We start from the raw sequence: 18,013 nt of genomic DNA on the forward strand, positions 1-18,013 counted from the left end.
TTGCCGTTTCCGGGACGGCGCGGTGGAATACCCCTGTGCCGATACCCGACTCCGGCCCCGCCCCCGGGCCGCCCTCGCACCGCGCCGTACTCGACGAGGTCGGCCCGCGGCTGAAGCGGCTGCGGGCCCGGCGCGGCCTCACGCTGGCCGCGCTGTCCGAGACGACGGGGATCTCCAAGAGCACCCTCTCCCGGCTGGAGTCCGGCCTGCGCCGCCCCAGCCTGGAGCTGCTGCTGCCGCTCGCCGCCGCCTACCGGGTGCCGCTGGACGAGCTGGTCGGCGCGCCGGAGGTGGGTGACCCGCGGGTGCGGCTGACCCCGCGGTCGCTGCCGGGCGGCGGCACGGTGGTCCCGCTGTCCAGCACTCCCGGGCCGCTCCAGGCGTACAAGATGCTCGTCCCGGCCCGCCCCGGCGAACCGGAGCTGCGCACGCACGAGGGCTACGAGTGGCTGTACGTCCTGCACGGGCGGCTGCGGCTGGTGCTGGCCGACCACGATCTCCTCCTCGGGCCGGGCGAGGCCGCGGAGTTCGACACCCGCGTGCCGCACTGGTTCAGCGGGGCGGACGGGCACCCGGCGGAGGTGCTCAGCCTCTTCGGCCGGCAGGGGGAGCGCATGCACGTCCGCGCCCGCCCCCAGCACGCGAGGTCCGGGGACGCCTGACGGGACGTCAGCGCCGCCGATAGCACATCGTGTAGGCGAGCGACGGGTAGTCGGTGGGCTTCCAGGTGGTCCACGCGTCGTTGCCGCAGAAGGACTTCGCGTTGTACTTGCTCGTGCGCCCGGTGACGATGACGTTCGCGGACGAGCACGACACGGACTTCATGTGCGGTTGCGCGTAGGAACCGGTGAACTTCAGGCACTGGTTGAGCACCGCGTGCCCGGCGTCGTCCGGATAGACCATCGACAGGCACAGCGTGACGTCGAGGTCGGAACGGCCGGTGACGCCGAAGTGCTCGGACCAGTCGTAGTCGCGCAGACCCTTGCACTTCGCGGAGCTGGTGGTGCCGGTGTAGCGGGCGAGGACGGTGAAGGCGCCCGTCTGGCAGTCGATCTCGTCCCAGTCGCTGCCGGCGCTCTCGCCGTAGACGCACGTGCCGGACTCGGCGTGGTAGGCGGTGCCGTGCTCGTACTGGTAGCTCAGGCACAGCACGAGGTCGCGGCCGGGGTACCCGACGTTCCAGTCGTCGTCGGCGACCTTGTCGCAGTCGTGGGTGTCACTCGTGCCGTGCAGCACCTCGACGGCCTTGAAGGTGCCCGACTCGCACATGGCGGAGGTCAGTTCGGGGCTGGTGGCGGTGCCCGAGTTGTCGAAGCAGTCGCCCGTCACGGCGTCCGCGACGGGGTCGGCGGAGGGCGGGTCGCTGGGCTCGTCACTGCCGAAGTCGCTGCCGCTGCCGCCGTCGGAGCCGCTGCCGTCGCTGTCCTCGTCGCTGCTGCTGTCGTCGGGCAGGGTGCCCGGCAGCGAGGGCAGCCCGGACGCGCTCACAACGGGCTTGGCGGTGGAGGACGAGTCGCCGTCCGTGCCGGCGGTCGCCACGCCGATACCGATGACGATCGCCACGACGGCGACGATCGCCACCAGCTGGCCGTTCGCCGTACGCCACCAGGGCTGCCGTGCGGGTATCGGCCCCGGGGGCGTGCCCGGGCCGGGGGCGGGCGGGAAACCGCCGGCCGGGAAACCCGCTGCCGGAAAACCGGGCGGCGGACCGGCCGGCGGACCGGCGGCCGGCCCGAAGCCGGGCGGCGGCGCCATGGCGGGCGGGGCCGCGCTCGTCAGCCGCTCGATGACGGTGTCCAGGCCCGGTCCGGAGGGCTGCGCCGCCAGGCAGTCGGCGACGATCGAGGCGAGTACGGGATCGGCGATCTGCGGGGCGGGCTGCTGCCAGCCGCCGCCCGCCGGGGCCGGCTGCCCCGTCGCGGCGACGTGCAGCACCCGGCCGAGAGCCCGTACGGCGTCGGCGTCGGAGGGCACGGCGGCGATCGTGCTGCCGGGTCCGACCATGGGCTGCGTGATACCGAAGTGCGTCAGCCGCGGGCCCTCGGGCGTCAGGACCACATGGGAGGGCTCCATCCCGGTGAGCTTCGCGCCCGCGGCCTGCACCGCGCGCAGCGCGTGCGCGAGCGCCAGGCCCACGTCGCGCACCGCGGCGGGCGGCAGCGGGCCGCTGCCCGCGACGGAGGCGAGGGTCGGGGCGTCGGCGCTGCCGGTCGCGACCCACAGCACGTCGCCCTCGGTGTCGGCGGCGACGGTCGCCAGCGACGGCCCGGTGATGCGGCGGGCGCTCTCGACGTCGCGGCGGAACTGCTCCCGGTACTGCGGGTCACCCGCGAGGCGGGCGTGCAGCACCGTCACCGTCGTCAGCCGGCCGTCCGGGCCGCGCCCGGCGAAGACCTGCCCGAGCCCGCTCGTCCCGAGCCTGGCCACCAGCTGGTACGTACCGATCCGGGCCGGGTCACCGGCCTTGAGCGGTTCCATCGCGATTCCCCCGTCATGGTTCGTGGCGCCCGCGGCCGGCGCTCGTACCGCGCCCCGCACGCCTGGTCCGGCGACTGCCGGTGCGCCTGCCGGAAGCCGTCCGGCGCGCCACCGGAGTGGACACTCTGGCACTGACGGCCACGCGCGCGCCACTGCCGGGGACCGCCCGGCGGCCGCTTACGGCCCTTGACCGGGGCCCCGTGCCCCGGCCCGCGCAGCCGCGTGCGTACTCCGGACGGCGCTCCCGCGTGGCCGGCTGCCCGGGAGTGGCGTGTAGTGGGCGGTGCGCGGCCCGCCACCCGGGCCGCCGCGCCCCGCGTACCCGTGCACGTACCCCCGCCGTACCCCGTACGGCATCCCCCACCGTCACGACCGCCCGGAGGAATCGCCGTGAGGCACCACGTCACCGTCACGACCGCCGTCGCCGCCGCCCTGCTCGCCGCCACCGCGACCGCCTGCTCCAGCGGCGGCGGGAACAAGAGCGGCGCCCACGACACCGGGACCGCCGCCACCGTGACCGCGAGCCCGGCCGGCCAGGCCGCGAAGGCGACTCCGTCGACGGTCACCACCAAGGACATCTCGCCCTTCGGCAAGATCCTGGTGGGCGGCGAGAAGAACCGCACGCTCTACCTCTTCCTCGCCGACAAGAAGAACGAGTCCACCTGCACCGGCGCGTGCGCGAAGGTGTGGCCGCCGCTGCTGGTCAACGGCAAGCCCACGGCCGCCGGCGGTGCGGACGCCAAGAAGCTCGGCACCACGAAGCGTTCGGGCGGCGGCAACCAGGTGACCTACAACGGCCACCCCCTCTACCTCTTCGCCGCCGACACCGGCTCCGGCAACACCCGCGGCCAGGGCCTGAACAACTTCGGGGCCAAGTGGTACGTCGTCGGCACGGACGGCAAGCAGATCACCACCTCCGGCTCGCAGTCCGGCGGGGGTTACTGACGCGGTGGGCCCCGGGCCCGTACCGGGCCCGGCGAGCGGCAGGGGTGAACGGCCCGGGCGTGCCCGCGACGCGACGGGGCCCCGCGGTTCGGGTGAACCGCGGGGCCCCGCACGGGAGGTGCGCCCTCAGCGGCGCGACGAGCGTCGGACCGGGCCCCGGACCGATCTGGGCCCTGGCCCCGGACCGATCTCGGACCGGGTCTCGGACCGGGTCTCGGACCGGGTCTCAGACCAGGTCGAAGCGGTCCAGGTCCATGACCTTGGCCCACGCCTGGACGAAGTCCGTGACGAACTTCTCCTTCGCGTCGTCGCTCGCGTAGACCTCGGCCAGCGCGCGCAGCTCGGAGTTCGAGCCGAAGACCAGGTCGGCGCGGCTGCCCGTCCACTTGACGGCGCCGGTGGTGTCACGGCCCTCGAAGGCGGTGGCGTCCGGGGAGGTCGCCTGCCACGTGGTGTCCAGGTCCAGCAGGTTGACGAAGAAGTCGTTCGTCAGCGTGCCGGGCCGGTCGGTGAACACGCCGTACGGCGAGCCGCCGTGGTTGGCGCCCAGCACGCGCAGGCCGCCGACCAGGACGGTCATCTCGGGCGCGCTCAGCGTCAGCAGGTTGGCGCGGTCGACCAGCAGGTACTCGGCCGGCAGCCGCTGGCCCTTGCCCACGTAGTTGCGGAAGCCGTCGGCGAGCGGCTCCAGCGCGGCGAAGGACTCGACGTCGGTCAGCTCCTGCGTGGTGTCCACGCGGCCCGGCGTGAAGGGCACCTCGACACTGACCCCGGCGTCCTTGGCGGCCTTCTCGACGCCCGCGGCGCCGGCCAGCACGATCAGGTCGGCGAGCGAGACGCGCTTGCCGCCGGTCTGCGCGGAGTTGAAGGACTCCTGGACGCCTTCGAGGGTGCGCAGCACGAGCGCCAGCTCGTCGGGCTGGTTGACCTCCCAGCCGCGCTGCGGCTCCAGACGGATACGGGCGCCGTTCGCGCCGCCGCGCTTGTCGCTGCCGCGGAAGGAGGACGCCGAGGCCCACGCGGTGGACACCAGCTGCGCGACGGTGAGCCCGGACGCGAGCACCCGCTCCTTGAGCGCGGCGACGTCGGCCGCGTCGATCTGCTCGTAGTCGGCGGTCGGCAGCGGGTCCTGCCACAGGAGCGTCTCGGCCGGCACCTCGGGGCCGAGGTAGCGGGCGATCGGGCCCATGTCGCGGTGCGTCAGCTTGTACCAGGCGCGGGCGAACGCGTCGGCGAACTCCGCCGGGTTGTCCTTGAAGCGCCGCGAGATCTGCTCGTACGCCGGGTCAAAGCGCAGCGAGAGGTCGGTGGTGAGCATCGTCGGGGCGACGCGCTTGGACGGGTCGTGCGCGTCCGGCACCGTCTCCGCGCCGGCGCCGTCCTTGGGCCGCCACTGGTGGGCGCCGGCCGGGCTCTGGAAGAGCTCCCACTCGTAGCCGAAGAGGATCTCGAAGAAGCTGTTGTCCCAGGTGGTGGGGGTGTCCGTCCAGATGCCCTCCAGACCGCTGGTGATCGCGTCGGCGCCCTTGCCGGTGCCGTACGTGTTCGCCCAGCCCAGGCCCATGGCCTCGATCGGCGCGCCCTCGGGGGCGGGTCCGACGTTGTCCGCCGGGCCGGCGCCGTGGGTCTTGCCGAAGGTGTGGCCGCCGGCGATGAGGGCGACGGTCTCCTCGTCGTTCATCGCCATCCGGCGGAAGGTCTCGCGGATGTCGCGGGCGGCGGCGACCGGGTCCGGGTTGCCGTTGGGGCCCTCGGGGTTGACGTAGATCAGGCCCATCTGGACGGCGCCGAGCGGCTCCTCCAGCTCGCGGTCACCGGTGTAGCGCTCGTCGCCGAGCCAGGTGGTCTCCGGACCCCAGTAGACGTCCTCGTCCGCCTCCCAGACGTCGGGGCGGCCGCCGGCGAAGCCGAAGGTCTCGAAGCCCATCTGCTCCAGGGCGACGTTGCCGGTGAGGATCAGCAGGTCGGCCCAGGAGATGCTCTGGCCGTACTTCTTCTTGACCGGCCACAGCAGGCGGCGGGCCTTGTCCAGGTTGCCGTTGTCCGGCCAGCTGTTGAGCGGGGCGAAGCGCTGCTGCCCCGCGCCCGCGCCGCCGCGGCCGTCGCTGATGCGGTACGTGCCGGCGCTGTGCCAGGCCATCCGGATCATGAGCGGGCCGTAGTTGCCGAAGTCGGCCGGCCACCAGTCCTGCGAGGTGGTGAGCACCTCGGCGATGTCCTGCTTGACCGCGGCCAGGTCGAGGGAGAGGAACGCCTCGCGGTAGTCGAAGTCCTCGCCCAGCGGGTTCGCGACCGCGGGGTTCTTCGCGAGGATCTTGAGGTTGAGCCGCTCGGGCCACCAGCCGCGGTTGCCGCCGCCCTGCGTGGGGTGCGGTGCGCGCCCGTGCGCGACGGGGCAGCCGCCGCCCGCGGCCAGCCCGGCCGCCTCGAGTGCGTCGTGGTTCTCAGTCATGTGTGTGAGGGTCCTTCCCGACCTGAGACTTGGCCTGTCGCCGGAAACGATCCTACGATGGACTCTGTCCAAGTCAAGAATTGCCCTAGTCGTACACACCATCGATTCTCTGACCGCACTTGGTAAACTCTTGGCTACCGGGAGCCTGACCCTGATTGGTGGACCCACATGAGCGACCTGCTGGAGCGGCTGCGCGGCCGCGGCTGGCGGATGACCTCGCAGCGGCGTGTGGTCGCGCAGGTCCTCGACGGCGACCACGTCCACCTGACCGCCGACGAGGTGCACGCACGGGCCGCCCAGCTGCTGCCGGAGATCTCCCGGGCAACGGTCTACAACACGCTCGGCGAGCTGGTCTCGCTGGGCGAGGTGATCGAGGTCGCCACGGACGGCCGCGCCAAGCGGTACGACCCGAACGCCCACCACCCGCACCAGCACCTCGTCTGCTCGCGCTGCGGCACGATCCGCGACGTCCACCCGGCCGGCAGCCCGCTGGCCGACCTCCCCCCGGCGGAACGGTTCGGCTTCACCGTCGACACGGTGGAGGTCACCTACCGGGGCCTGTGCCCCTCGTGCGCGGCGGACGGCGCCACGGAGGTCAGTGCCAGTCGCTGACGGCCACGTCCCGCGGGTCGGGGGCGCCCTCGCCCGTCTCGACGAACTGCTTGAGGCTCATCAGGAACGTCGTCCACTTCGTGCTGCAGTGCGCCATGAACTCCACGGGCTCGCGCCAGCCCTCGTGCCGGAAGAGGACGATCGTCCACTCCCCCTCGCGGCGCAGGTCCCAGGTGACGGTGGTGCCGATCCACTCCTCGGGGCCGTCCACCACCTCCCAGGCCACCCGGCGGCCCGGATCGGTCCCGGTGACCTTCATGTCGAAGCCGCCGACGGCGAAACAGTAAGGCGAGGACGCCGCCTGCCGCGGGGGAGCCCGTGGTCTTCTCCGCCCACCAGCCGGACAGGCCGTCGAGCGTGGTGAGGGCGGCGTACACCCGGTCGGGCGTGGCGTCGCGGACGCCTATGCGGTGCAGGATGTCGGGCATGGCCGTGCCTTTCGTTCACTGGGGCTGGTCGTTTCATCTCCGGTCGGGCCGGTGGGTCCCGCCGGTCCGGTCGGTCCGGTGGGGCCGGTCCCGTCGGTCCGGTGGGTCCGGCGGGGCCGGTCAGCTCTGGTCGCCGTCGTCCTGCGCGCCGGGCACGTCCCTGTCGTCCCCCGCATCCTCGGCGTCCTGGGCGTCCTGGGCCTCTTGCGCGTCGGGGGCCTCCTGGGCGTCCTTCCGGCGCTGGACGGTCTCGGCGATGCGCCTGATGCGGCGCAGCCGGTTGTCCCACGCGGCACCTACGCCGGTGAGCTGGGCGACCGCGCGGGCGAGCTGCTCCTCGTCGACGCGGAAGCGCTTCTCGCGGCCCGCGGGGGCCGCGTGCACGAGGCCCGCCCGGTCCAGGACCGCGAGGTGCTTGGCGACCGCCTGCCGGGTGACGGGCAGCCGCTCGCTCAGGCCCGTCGCCGTCCCGCTGCCCTCGCTCAGCAGCAGGTCGAGCATCCGCCGCCGGGTCGGGTCGCCGACCGCGGACCAGAGGTCGTCGTCGATCTCGCCGCCGCCCTCGGCGGCGGTGCCGGTGGCCGCCACGGCTACCCGGCCGCCCGGACCCTGGCGGCGTAGCCGACCAGCCGCGGCAGGTAGAAGTCCCAGCCGGAGGAGTGGTCGTTGTACCGCTCGACGATCTGGGCCTCGCTCCAGCCGCGCTCGCGGAAGCCGGTCTCGGTCATCCGCAGCAGCGTCACCCCTTCCCCGGCGGCCTCCAGCTCGAAGACCACCAGATGGGAGTTCCCCAGCCGCGCCGCCTCCCCCTCGGGCTGCGTCCAGCGGAAGGAGAACAGCCGCGGCGGCACCGCGTCGACCACGGTGAACTGCACCCAGTCACCCTTGCCGTTCGCCACGTCCCCGAAGCCGATCCGCCCGGCCACACCCGGGACCCCCGGCAGGTCCACCTCGTCCGGCCACCACTCCCGCAGATGCTCCGGACTGCTCACGACGTCGAAGACCACCTCCGGCGACGCCTCGATCCGCATCTCCCGCGTGATCGACCCGTACTCCGTCTTCGTCCCCGTCTCCATGACGGCCACCTCCCGCAACGTTCGGTTGCGCATAACGATAACGGCGGCCCGCGCGATACGCAACTTATGGTTGCGCGTCGTATGCCTGGGTGGCGGAACCGGGTGCCCCCGGCCGGGAGTTGGTGGGGCTGGCCCCACCTGCAAGGTGGCGGGCCGCCGGAGTGTGGCGCGGCGGGCGGGACGGGATCGTGGGGGACAGGTCGGAGCATGCCGGCCACCGGGCCCGGGGACGGGGCCGGACGCCACTGCCACGAGGACCGGTTCACGATGCTGACGCGTCTCGCGCTGAGAACACTGAAGGCCCGCAGGAGCGGTTTCCTGGGCGCCTTTCTCGCCCTCTTCTGCGCCGCGGCGCTGATCACCGCGTGCGGCGGACTGCTGGAGACGGGGCTCGCCGGCAGCATCGCCACCGAGCGGTACGGCGCCGCGCCCGTCGTCGTCACCGCCGACCAGAACGTCCACCGGACCACCGTCAAGCACAAGAAGGGCAAGACGAAGGTCAAGCACAAGGCCAAGCCCCTGGCCGAGCGCGTCTGGCTCCCCGCGGACCTCGCACCCCGCATCGCCGCGGTCCCCGGCGTCCGCGCCGTCGTCCCCGAACTGACCTTCCCCGCCGAATCCTTCGCGGCCTCGGGCGCCGGCACCGGCTCGGCGGGCGGGACCCCCTCGTACGGCCGGGCGTACGGGCACGCCTGGAGCTCCGCCGTGCTCACGCCCTTCGCGCTCGTCTCCGGGCACGCACCGGCGGCCGCGGACGAGGTCGTCGTCGACCGCGGACTCGCCCGGCGGGCCCACCTGGCGCCCGGCGGCCGGCTCACGGTCCAGTCGACCGCCGCCCCGCGGACGTACCGCGTCAGCGGAATCGCCGCCCCCACCACGCCGGACGGCGGAGCGCACGCCGACCTCGCCGAGCAGACCAGCCTCTTCTTCAGCCAGGCCGAGGCCGAGCGGCTGGCCGCCCACCCGGGGCAGGTGGCCGCCTTCGGCGTGCTGCCGCAGGCCGAGGGCGGCCCCGACCCGGACGCCCTCCGCAAGGCGCTCGACGGCACCAGGGCCCGCGTCCACACCGGCGACGGGCGCGGCGCGGCCGAATTCCCCGACGCGGCCCGCGCCCGCGTCCAGCTGGTCAGCATGGGCGGGGCCATCGGCGGCACCGCGCTGCTGGTCGCGATCCTCGTCGTCGTCGGCACCTTCGCGCTGTCCCTGCGCCAGCGGCACCGCGAACTCGCCCTGCTCCGCGCCGTCGCCGCGACCTCCCGCCAGCTGCGGCAGCTCATCGGGCGCGAGGCGCTGCTCGTGGGCGCGACCGCCGGGGTGCTCGGCGCGCTCGCCGGGCTGCCCCTGGCCCACTGGCTCCTCCGCCGCTTCGTGGCGCTGGGCGCGATCCCGGACACCCTGCGGCCCTCGGTCGGCTTCGCGCCGGTGGCCGCGGGCGCCCTGGCCACCGCGGCGGGTGCGTGGGCCGCCGCCCGGATCTCCGCGCGCCGCATCACCCGGCTGAGCCCGGCGCAGGCACTGGCCGAATCGCTGCTGGAGCGCGGCGCCTCCGCCGCCCGCACCGCCGCGGGCCTGGTGCTGCTCGCCGGCGGGGGCGCGCTCGTCGCCGTCCTGCGCTCGCTGCACACCGAACCGGCCGCCACGCCCGTCACCTTCCTGACCGTGATCGTCCTCGCCATCGCCGTCTCCCTCCTCGGTCCGCTGCTGGTGCGCGGCGGTGCCGCGCTGCTGGCCGGGCCGCTGCGCGCGGCCCGCTTCCCCGGTGTCCTGGCCCGGCGCAACCTGCGCGGCAACGCCTTCCGCAACGCCGCCGCCGTCACCCCGCTCGCCCTGCTCGTCGCCATGGCCTCGACCGTCCTCTTCACCCAGGCGACGCTCCAGCACGCCGCCCACGACCAGGCCGCCGCCGGCACCCGGGGCGCCTGGGCGCTGGCCTCCGACGGGCTCGGGGTGCCGGACGCGGCCGCCATGGCCGTACGCCGAGCCCCCGGTGTCACGTCCGTCACGGAGGTCGTCCGCACCACCGTCCGCATCGGGCTCGACAAATTCCCCGCGCAGGGCGTGACCGCCGGATCCCTCGGCCACGGCCTGGACCCGGACGTGGTGGCCGGCTCGCTCGCCGGTTTCGGCGACACGAGCGTCGCGGTGAGCGAGACCGCCGCCCGCACCCGGCACGTGCACCCCGGCAGCACGCTGCGGGTGACGCTCGGCGACGGCACACCCGTGACCCTGACCGTCGCCGCCGTCTACACCCGCGGGCTCGGCTTCGGCGACCTCACCATGTCCCACACCCTGGTGGCCCGGCACGTCGACAACCCGCTCGCGGCCGCCGTCCTGGTCCGCACCACGGCGGGCACCGGCCGCGACACCCTCGCCGCGGCCGTCCGCGACTACCCCGGTATCCGCGTCCTGGCCCCCGGGCACGCGGCCGACGCGCTGGCCCCCACCGTGCGGCGCGGCAACGCCGAGGCCCAGTTCCTCGCCATGGGCCTGGTCCTGGTCTTCACCGCCATCGCCGCCGTCAACACCCTGGCCATGTCGACCGCCGAGCGCGTCCGCGAATTCGCCCGGCTGCTGCTCGTGGGCGCCACCCGGCGGCAGGTGCTCCGCATGCTGGCCTGCGAGGCCACCGCCGTCGTCGCCCTCGCGGCCCTGCTCGGCACCGCCATCTCCCTCGCCGTCCTCACCGCTTTCAGCACCGGCATGACCGGCACCTCCTCTCCGAGCCTCGCCCTTGTCCCCTACCTGTCCGTCCTCGCGCTCGCCGCCCTGCTGGCCCTTCCCGCGACCGCCCTCCCCGGCCGTTTCGCCCTGCGCCCGCGGCCCGTCGACGTCATGGCCGCAAGCGACTAGCCCCTCTCTCCCCCCTTCCGCCCGGGGCTCCGGGGCCGTTGCGGACGGCCCCGGAGCCCCGGGCGGAAATTTCCCTTTCACGGGTTTCTGACCGGTTGACGACAGTCTGCACCAAGGGTCTGACAACGCCCTCCAAGTCGCCTCCGACCAGGGGCGATCCACCCGCGGTGGCGTTGCGGAGGGCGGCCGGAACGGGCCGCGCCGAGGACGCCCGCACCGAGGCCTCCCGGCCCCCGCCCCCACCGGGGGCTCGCGGCCGGGCGCGGGGCCGAACACCGGCACGCGCTCAGGCATTTACCCGATCCCGCCCGAACTCACACCGGAATGCCGGGAATTCCCCCTTTGTGGGCAACCGTGTCCGCTTGCGGTGTACGAGTCCCGGGCGCCGGGCACCTCTTCCCACGAGCCGGGCAGAAGGCCCGGCCGCGGGGGACCCGTCCCCACCACGGCGGCATCACGGCAAGAGAGGCAACGCAGCCATGCGCACAGAGGCCACCCGGAGGGTCGCGCTCGTCTTTTCGCTGCTCGATGCGAACGGCAACGGGGTGCTGGAGGCCGACGACTTCTCGCTCATGAGCGACCGCGTCGTCGCCGCGGCACCGCGCGCGGGCACAGCGGCCCAGGAGCGCATGCACGCCGCCTTCGCCCGTTACTGGACGACACTCCTGAAGGAGCTGGACACCGACCGGGACGGGCGGATCGACTTCGAGGAGTACCACTCGTGCGTCCTGTCCCCCGCGCGCTTCGCACCCACCGTCGCCGAATTCGCCGAGGCGCTCGCGGAGCTGGGGGACCCGGACGGCGACGGGCTGGTCGAAAGGCCCGCGTTCATGGCGCTGATGACGGCCATCGGCTTCCGGCGCAGCAACATCGACGCGCTCTTCGACGCCTTCTCCCCCACCCCCGACGACCGCATCGGCGTACGGACATGGGCCGAGGGCATCAAGGACTACTACGCGCCCGACAAGGCCGGCATCCCCGGCGACCACCTGGTCGCCGGGGCCGCCGACACGGCGGGCAGCGCGGCCTGACCCCCGTACCGGGCGCGATCAGGCCCGTCCGTCGCGGACCCGTGCCCGCCTTCGCGGCGCTCGGCCGAACCCCCGCTCAGCCGAGCGCCGCGAAGGCACCCGACGCGTACGAACCTCCCTCGTTGTGCACGATGACGCCCATGCGGTTCGCCGCGTTGGCGAGCGAGACCAGGACGACCAGCGCGCCGGTCCCGTCCTCGTCGTAGTGCTCGCGCACCGCCGCCCACGTCGCGTCGGTCACCCCGGGGGCGCCGTCGGCGATCCGGGTGCCCTCTTCGGCGAAGGCCAGCGCGGCGCGCTCGGCCTCGGTGAAGACGGTGGTGTGCCGCCAGGTCGCGAGGAGGCCGAGCCGCAGCGCGCTCTCCCCGGCCGCTGCGGCCTCCTTGATGTGGACGTCGGCGCAGTAGCCGCAGCCGTTGATCTGGCTGACGCGCAGCTGCACCAGCTCCGTCAGCGCGCGGGGCAGCGTCGTCGACTCGAAGAGCGCCAGCGAGGCGGCGTAGAAGCGCTTGCCGACCTTCTGGGACGTCGGGGCGGCGAGCAGGTCGAAGCGGGGTGCCATGGGGGTTCCTCCCGTGCGGTGGATGCGCCGTGCTCTCCTGGCCCGGCGCGGTTCGCCCACAGGACACCGGGCGTCCGCGCCCTGTGACGTCCCGTCGGCTGTGACGAGCGCCACGCGCCGCGCACGTCACACCGCCGCCACGGCCGGTGTCACGTGGGCGGCGCCGTCCGCGAACGGGCGGGCGGGGAAGGGCGGGAAACGGACATGAGCGAGCACACCGGCGACGGCACCGCACGGGACGTCACGACACCGGAGACGGCCCCCGGCGGCCGTGGAGCGGCGGACCGGCCGGGCGGCCGGATGGACACGGCGACCGAGCCCTTCGTCGCCCACCGCAACCTGCTCTTCACCGTCGCCTACGAGATGCTCGGCTCCGCCGCCGACGCCGAGGACGTCCTCCAGGAGACGTGGCTGCGCTGGATCGCCGTCGACCCGGCCACCGTCCGCGAGCCGCGCGCGTACCTGGTGCGCGCCACCACCCGCCAGGCGCTCGTCCGGCTGCGCACCCTCTCCCGGCGCCGGGAGACGTACGTCGGCCCCTGGCTGCCGGAACCGCTGCTGACCGCGCGCGACGTGGCCGAGGACGTCGAGATGGCCGACAGCGTCTCGATGGCGATGCTGCTGGTGCTGGAGACGCTCACGCCGACCGAGCGCGCGGTGTTCGTGCTGCGCGAGGTCTTCGCCGTCGACTACGCCGAGATCGCGGCGGCCGTCGACAAGTCCCCGGCCGCGGTGCGGCAGATCGCGCACCGGGCCCGCACGCACGTCGCCGCCCGCCGGCCGCGCGCCGCGCAGGGCGCCGTCCCCGCCGCCGAGAGCCGCCGCGCGCTCGCCGCCTTCCGCCACGCCGTCGAGACCGGAGACCTGCGCGAACTCCTGGACATGCTGGCGCCCGACGTCGTGCTCGTCGGCGACGGCGGCGGCGTACGCACCGCTGCGACCGTCCCGGTCAGCGGCGCGGAGGCGGTCGGCCGCACCCTGTCGGCCGGCCTGCCGGAGCTGGGCCGCCGTGCCACGCTCGAATGGCTCCACGTCAACGGCGCCCCGGCGCTGCTCGTCCGCGTCGAAGGCGAGGGCGACGACCTGGTCACCGTCCGCGTCGACGACGGCCTGATCAGCGCGGTGTACGTGGTGCGCAACCCCGAGAAACTCGCCCGCATCGCCCGCGAGACGCCGGTCACCCGGGTGTGACCACCCGCCGCTGCTACAGCGGCTCGCGGAGCAGCGGGAGCCGCCCCAGATGCTCCTCGGGCACCTCGAACGCGGCCGTCAGCACGGGCAGCTGGGGCGCCAGGCGGCCGGTCAGGTCGTCCCGGGCCGCGGCCCAGGCCCCCGTCTGGCCCGCGGTGAGGGCGCCGTCCGCGAGCAGCGGGCCGGTCCACTCGCGCAGGTGGTCCAGCAGGAAGAGGGCGGCCAGACCGTCCAGCAGCGCCGCCGCCCGCGGATCGGCGCACCGCTCACCGGCCGCGGCCAGCGCTTCACCCGCGGCCCGCACGGCGTGCGCGCGGACCATCTCGAACGCCGCGCCCGAGGCGTGGTTCCAGCGTTCGAGGGGGTTGCCGGCCGGGGCGTCGCGCATCCGCTCGCGGGCCCGCAGCTGCCAGTGGCGTTCGGCGGCGGCCGCGCGGCCCAGCAGGAAGCGCGGGTCGGTGAGCGGTTCGGAGCCGTTCGGCGGGGGCGGGGCGGGCGGCAGCGACTGCCCGAAGACCATCTCGCTGCCCGCCTTGCACCACACCGGCAGGTTGTCGCCCTCGGCGGTGACGGCGCCCTCGGCGTTGGCGTAGTAGTCGGGCAGCGCGTTGGCCGGGAAGAGGCCGCGGGCCCCGACGCGCTCCCGGCACTCGGCGATGACGGCGCGCGCCTGCCAGGTGATCCAGCTCTTGGCGATGCCCACCAGCCTTTCCGCGGCGGCCCGTTCGTTCGGGGAGTGGCCGATCCACCGGCGTACGACGCGGCGGTGCCACAGCGTGATGGCGTACGCGGTGGCGGTCGCACGCAGCAGCGGGGCGGCGTGGCTGCGCAGCGTGTTGACCGGGACGCGGCTGCCGGGGACGGCGCCGGACACCAGGCGCCGCTCGCCGTACCGCACGGCCACCGCGAGCGCGGCGCGCGCGCCGCCCGCGGTGGCGGCGCTCATGCACAGCTTGCCGACCGTGACCCGGCGGATCGCGTGCAGCACCCGGCGCCGGACGGTGACGACCTCGGCGTCGAGCGTCCCGTCCGGCCGCAGCCGGCCGTGCCGGCCCTGGAGCAGCGCGCCGGGCGGCAGCCGTACGTGTGCGAAGGCGGTGGCGCAGTGGTCGACGGGGTCGCCGGCACGGCGCGGCAGCACCTCGATCCGCACGCCGGGCAGCGGGCCGCCGTCCTCGCCCGTGAGCGGGGCCAGCAGCAGGAAGACCCCGTGGTCCGTGCCGCGCGCGAGCAGCCGTGCGGCGACCACGGCCGTCTTGGGACCGCCCGCGGGCCCGGTGTTGGGCATGTACTTCGCCGCGCCCGGGTGCGGGGTGTGCAGGACGAAGCCGCCGTCCGCCGGATCCCAGGTCGCGGTGGTCTCCAGCGCCGAGACGTCGTTGCCGTGCGCCCGTTCCGTGCACAGGAAGACGCCCGTCCGCCGAAGCGAGGTGAAGTCCCGTACGTCGTGCGCCGGCACGGTGGCGGTGTCGTCGAGAACGCTGCCGAGGAAGAGGTTGAAGTGGATGCCCGCCACCGTCGCCGTGGCGCCGTCCACCTGGCCCGTCCACTCGTGCAGCGCCGCGAGCCCGCGCACGTCGCCCGCGAGGGCCACCGGGTCCGGCACCTCGTCGTGCAGCGCGCGCAGCCGCTCGTACGCCTGCGCCCACCGCGCCTCGTCGGGCAGGTGCGGTGTGTGGCGGAAGACGTCGGCGGACACGGCCTTGCGCCACAGGCCGTGCCACTCTCCCGGGCCGTCCTCGTAGAGCACGGCCGCGAGCGCCGCCGACAGCGCACCGGACCCCGGGGCCGGGATCCGGGCCGGTCCGGAGGCCGGCGGCGGGTTCTCGATCATCATGCCCTGGCAACGACGCCGCCAACCCGTGGCAACTGCATGATCCGTTACGCGGAGGTGCACCAACCGCACAGGCGTACGCGGGGGCGCACGCCACTTCGCGCGGCCACGCCCCCGCCGCCGCACCCCGCGGGACGGGGGAGCCGCGCCCTGGACGCGGAGCCCGCACGCGTCCACCAGATCTCCGTCGCCGCCGTCACCGCGGCCGCCGGTGAGATCCACGTCAACCGCAGCCCGCCTGCACCGGGGACGGGCGCTCCGTCCCTGCCCACGAGATGCTGCACGCCGTGCTCGGGGCAAGGCCGCGGCGACGTCCGCGGCGAGCCGCTGCCGCACGCCGGCGCGCCCGCGGAACACGTCGACCTCGGCGCCTTCCGCCGGCGCGGGCTGCTGCAGGACTTCGACCCGCACGACCGCAGGCGCGGCCCGGTCCTCCCCCCGTGCATCGAGCCCGTGCACCGGCGCGTGCGCCGACCGCGCGCAGGGTCCACGGCACCGACCGCGCGCAGGGCCGGTTCAGCCGGCCGCCGGCTCCGTGTCCAGCAGGGAGAGCAGCGGGGTCAGGCCGGACGGGCGGCGGTCCGCGGGGAGGTGGTCGACGAAGTGGACCGGGCAGCCCAGGCGGGCCGCGCCGCCGTCCGCCTCGCGGCTGTCGCCGACCATCAGCACCTGGGCGGGGGGCAGGCCGAGACGGGCGCAGGCGGTCGTGAAGATCTCCGGATCGGGCTTCTGGACGCCGATTTCGTACGACAGCACATATGTGTCGACCAGTTCGTCGAGGCCGTGCTCGCGGAAGACGGGCCGCAGGTCCCAGCCGATGTTGCTCACGACGGCCACCGGCAGCCCGCGCCGGCGCAGTTCGCGCAGCGTCGGCCCGGTGTCGGGGTAGGGGCGCCAGGCGGCCGGGCTCATGTGACGCTCGTACAGGGCCTCTTCGATGCCGGGCACGGGGATCTGCGCCGCACGGGCGAGCGCAGTGTACGCGGCGCGGTGCTGCCCGGCGCTGAGATCCCGCCCGTCCCAGAGCTCCGCGGCCTCCTCGGGCATCCGGCGCGGCGGCGTCCCCCCGGGGACGGCCCCGTATTCGGTGAGCCGTGCGGCCCACTGGGCGAATTCGCCCTCCTCCGGGCGGATCCCGGATTCCGCCAGGACGGCCGCGAGCCATTCCTCGGCGGATTCGATCCGCAGCAGCGTGCCGGAGAAGTCGAACATCACACCGTTGACCACGCCCCGATCGTACGGTGCCGTCGCGCCCGGCGGACGCGCGCGGCCCGACTCCTCAGCCCTGAGCGCCCGCACGCCGGGTGGCGTCCCATGCGGCGCTCTGCAGGAAGTACGCGTCGTAGACCTCCCGGACCTCCAGCAGGCTCTCCGGCGTGCCCTCGCCGAGGCCGATGCGCTGCGGGTGGCGGAAGTACCCGAAGCGTTCGACGCCGGGCGTGATGACGACGGGCGAATCGGCGTCGCTGCCTGGTGCCGCGGCGAGGCGTGCGGGCGGCCCGGCGGGACGACGACGAGGTCGCCGCTCCCGCCGTCACCGCCTCGTCCCCGGACACGGCCTGCCCGCACCGGAATCACGGCCCGCGACCCTGCGGCGTCCGGGGCGGACCGGGCTCGTACTGTGCGCTCGTACACCCGCGGGAGGCGGGAGCGGCGCCGTGTACGGGGAGGAAGCATGGACGAGAGCAGCACGGACGGGGGCAGCGCGGGCGAGGGGACCGGTCCGGACAGCGTGGACGCCGGCGCGTACCGCGCCGCGAGGGAGGTGCCGCTGAGCGGGCTCGGGGCGTGGCGGGAGGCCGTCGCGGAGGAGGCGGGGCTGCGGCCGGGGATGACGGTGCTCGACGTCGGGGCCGGTACCGGCGGATTCGCCGTGGCCTTCCGCGAGTGGTTCGGGGTGGACGTGCTGGCGGTGGAGCCCGCGGCGGCCATGCGCGCGCTGATCCCCGCAGGGGACGGCATCACCGCGCTGGGGGGCCGCGCGGAGGCCCTGCCGGTGGGCGACGGGTGCGCGGACGCGGCCTGGTTCGGCTCCGTCCTCCACCACATCGGCGACCTCGCGGCGGCCGCCCGCGAGGCCCGGCGCGCGCTGCGGCCGGGGGCGCCGGTGCTCGTCCGCAACGTCTTCCCGGGCAGGGGCGGGCGCGACCTGCGGCTGCGCTTCTTCCCCGAGACCGCCCGGGCCGTGGCGGGCTACCCGACCGTCGAGCAGGTCACCGCCGTCTTCGCCGCGGCCGGATTCCGCCGCACCGCCCTGCGCTCGCTCCCGCAGGAGTCCGCGCCCACCCTCGCCGCCTACGCCGACGGCCTGCGCCGCGGCACCGACAGCAAGCTGCGCTCCCTCAGCGACGCCGCCTACGCCCGCGGCCTCGCCCGGCTGCGGGCCGCGGCCGCCGCCGATCCGGCGGAGAAGGCCGTCAGCTGGCTGGATCTCCTGGTGCTGCGGGCCGACGGCTGAGGACGAAGGCGAAGCCGAGGCCCGGACGCCGGGGAGCGGCGGGGGCGGGCGTCCCGGCGGCCGGGAGATGCCTGCGGCCCGGGCCGCAGGGAGCTG

General features: G+C 75.0%; 15 protein-coding genes and 1 pseudogene. 7 read left to right on the forward strand and 9 right to left on the reverse strand.

Annotation, left to right across the window (positions count from 1 at the left end; translation table 11 throughout):
• Window positions 1–35: 35 nt before the first annotated feature.
• Window positions 36–662 (forward strand): helix-turn-helix domain-containing protein, encoded by a 627-nt coding sequence (locus ACH4SE_RS01185; RefSeq protein WP_398541165.1) that lies wholly within the window; start codon window positions 36–38, stop codon window positions 660–662.
• A gap of 7 nt (window positions 663–669) precedes the next feature.
• Here the strand turns inward: ACH4SE_RS01185 and ACH4SE_RS01190 are convergent, their stop codons facing one another.
• Window positions 670–2,478 (reverse strand): hypothetical protein, encoded by a 1,809-nt coding sequence (locus ACH4SE_RS01190; protein ID WP_398541166.1) that lies wholly within the window; start codon window positions 2,476–2,478, stop codon window positions 670–672.
• A 390-nt stretch (window positions 2,479–2,868) separates the two neighbouring features.
• Here ACH4SE_RS01190 and ACH4SE_RS01195 point away from each other — a divergent pair, with 390 nt between their 5' ends.
• Entirely contained in the window at window positions 2,869–3,423 is a 555-nt protein-coding gene (locus tag ACH4SE_RS01195; protein WP_398541167.1) for a hypothetical protein, read from the forward strand.
• Window positions 3,424–3,649: 226 nt separating this feature from the next.
• Here ACH4SE_RS01195 and katG read toward each other — a convergent pair whose 3' ends face one another.
• Window positions 3,650–5,875, reverse strand: coding sequence for a catalase/peroxidase HPI (gene katG, locus ACH4SE_RS01200; protein WP_398541168.1), 2,226 nt, complete (start codon window positions 5,873–5,875; stop codon window positions 3,650–3,652).
• Between the two features lie 168 nt (window positions 5,876–6,043).
• Between katG and ACH4SE_RS01205 the strand changes: the two genes are divergently transcribed.
• The gene (locus ACH4SE_RS01205) at window positions 6,044–6,487 is read left to right on the forward strand and encodes a Fur family transcriptional regulator (RefSeq protein ID WP_398541169.1); all 444 of its coding nucleotides are present in this window, start codon (window positions 6,044–6,046) and stop codon (window positions 6,485–6,487) included.
• Here the strand turns inward: ACH4SE_RS01205 and ACH4SE_RS01210 are convergent.
• From ACH4SE_RS01210 to ACH4SE_RS01220, 3 genes are all read right to left on the reverse strand, one after another.
• Window positions 6,471–6,746, reverse strand: a complete 276-nt coding sequence (locus ACH4SE_RS01210) for an SRPBCC domain-containing protein (protein ID WP_398541170.1) — start codon at window positions 6,744–6,746, stop codon at window positions 6,471–6,473. The two genes, ACH4SE_RS01205 and ACH4SE_RS01210, sit on opposite strands and share 17 nt — an antisense overlap.
• Window positions 6,747–7,035: 289 nt before the next feature.
• Window positions 7,036–7,503 carry an ArsR/SmtB family transcription factor gene (locus ACH4SE_RS01215; protein WP_398541171.1) on the reverse strand — a complete coding sequence of 156 codons (468 nt, stop codon included), beginning with the start codon at window positions 7,501–7,503 and terminating at the stop codon, window positions 7,036–7,038.
• 2 nt (window positions 7,504–7,505) lie between these two features.
• The gene (locus ACH4SE_RS01220; RefSeq protein WP_398541172.1) at window positions 7,506–7,991 is read right to left on the reverse strand and encodes an SRPBCC domain-containing protein; all 486 of its coding nucleotides are present in this window, start codon (window positions 7,989–7,991) and stop codon (window positions 7,506–7,508) included.
• Window positions 7,992–8,258: 267 nt separating this feature from the next.
• On the opposite strand from ACH4SE_RS01220, the gene ACH4SE_RS01225 reads away from it, so the two are divergent.
• Together ACH4SE_RS01225 and ACH4SE_RS01230 are read left to right on the forward strand one after the other, a co-directional pair.
• Window positions 8,259–10,841: an FtsX-like permease family protein gene (locus ACH4SE_RS01225; RefSeq protein ID WP_398541173.1), complete on the forward strand. Its 2,583-nt coding sequence runs from the start codon at window positions 8,259–8,261 to the stop codon at window positions 10,839–10,841.
• Between the two features lie 479 nt (window positions 10,842–11,320).
• Window positions 11,321–11,872 (forward strand): EF-hand domain-containing protein, encoded by a 552-nt coding sequence (locus tag ACH4SE_RS01230; RefSeq protein ID WP_398541174.1) that lies wholly within the window; start codon window positions 11,321–11,323, stop codon window positions 11,870–11,872.
• Window positions 11,873–11,948: 76 nt separating this feature from the next.
• Here the strand turns inward: ACH4SE_RS01230 and ACH4SE_RS01235 are convergent, their stop codons facing one another.
• Window positions 11,949–12,434, reverse strand: a complete 486-nt coding sequence (locus tag ACH4SE_RS01235; RefSeq protein WP_398541175.1) for a carboxymuconolactone decarboxylase family protein — start codon at window positions 12,432–12,434, stop codon at window positions 11,949–11,951.
• A 204-nt stretch (window positions 12,435–12,638) separates the two neighbouring features.
• Here ACH4SE_RS01235 and ACH4SE_RS01240 point away from each other — a divergent pair, with 204 nt between their 5' ends.
• Window positions 12,639–13,625 carry an RNA polymerase sigma-70 factor gene (locus ACH4SE_RS01240; RefSeq protein ID WP_398541176.1) on the forward strand — a complete coding sequence of 329 codons (987 nt, stop codon included), beginning with the start codon at window positions 12,639–12,641 and terminating at the stop codon, window positions 13,623–13,625.
• A gap of 13 nt (window positions 13,626–13,638) precedes the next feature.
• Here the strand turns inward: ACH4SE_RS01240 and ACH4SE_RS01245 are convergent, their stop codons facing one another.
• The 3 genes and pseudogenes from ACH4SE_RS01245 to ACH4SE_RS01255 form a co-directional block, all read right to left on the reverse strand.
• Entirely contained in the window at window positions 13,639–15,462 is a 1,824-nt protein-coding gene (locus ACH4SE_RS01245) for an acyl-CoA oxidase (protein ID WP_398541177.1), read from the reverse strand.
• Between the two features lie 513 nt (window positions 15,463–15,975).
• Window positions 15,976–16,671, reverse strand: a complete 696-nt coding sequence (locus ACH4SE_RS01250) for an HAD family hydrolase (RefSeq protein WP_398541603.1) — start codon at window positions 16,669–16,671, stop codon at window positions 15,976–15,978.
• Window positions 16,672–16,738: 67 nt separating this feature from the next.
• Window positions 16,739–17,021: pseudogene (locus ACH4SE_RS01255) on the reverse strand (cupin); the annotation flags it as partial.
• Window positions 17,022–17,134: 113 nt separating this feature from the next.
• Here ACH4SE_RS01255 and ACH4SE_RS01260 point away from each other — a divergent pair.
• Complete coding sequence (locus ACH4SE_RS01260; RefSeq protein WP_398541178.1) at window positions 17,135–17,917, forward strand: class I SAM-dependent methyltransferase; 783 nt, start codon at window positions 17,135–17,137, stop codon at window positions 17,915–17,917.
• Window positions 17,918–18,013: the final 96 nt, after the last annotated feature.

Source organism: Streptomyces sp. NPDC020983 (assembly GCF_044333485.1).
Lineage (GTDB): Bacteria > Actinomycetota > Actinomycetes > Streptomycetales > Streptomycetaceae > Actinacidiphila.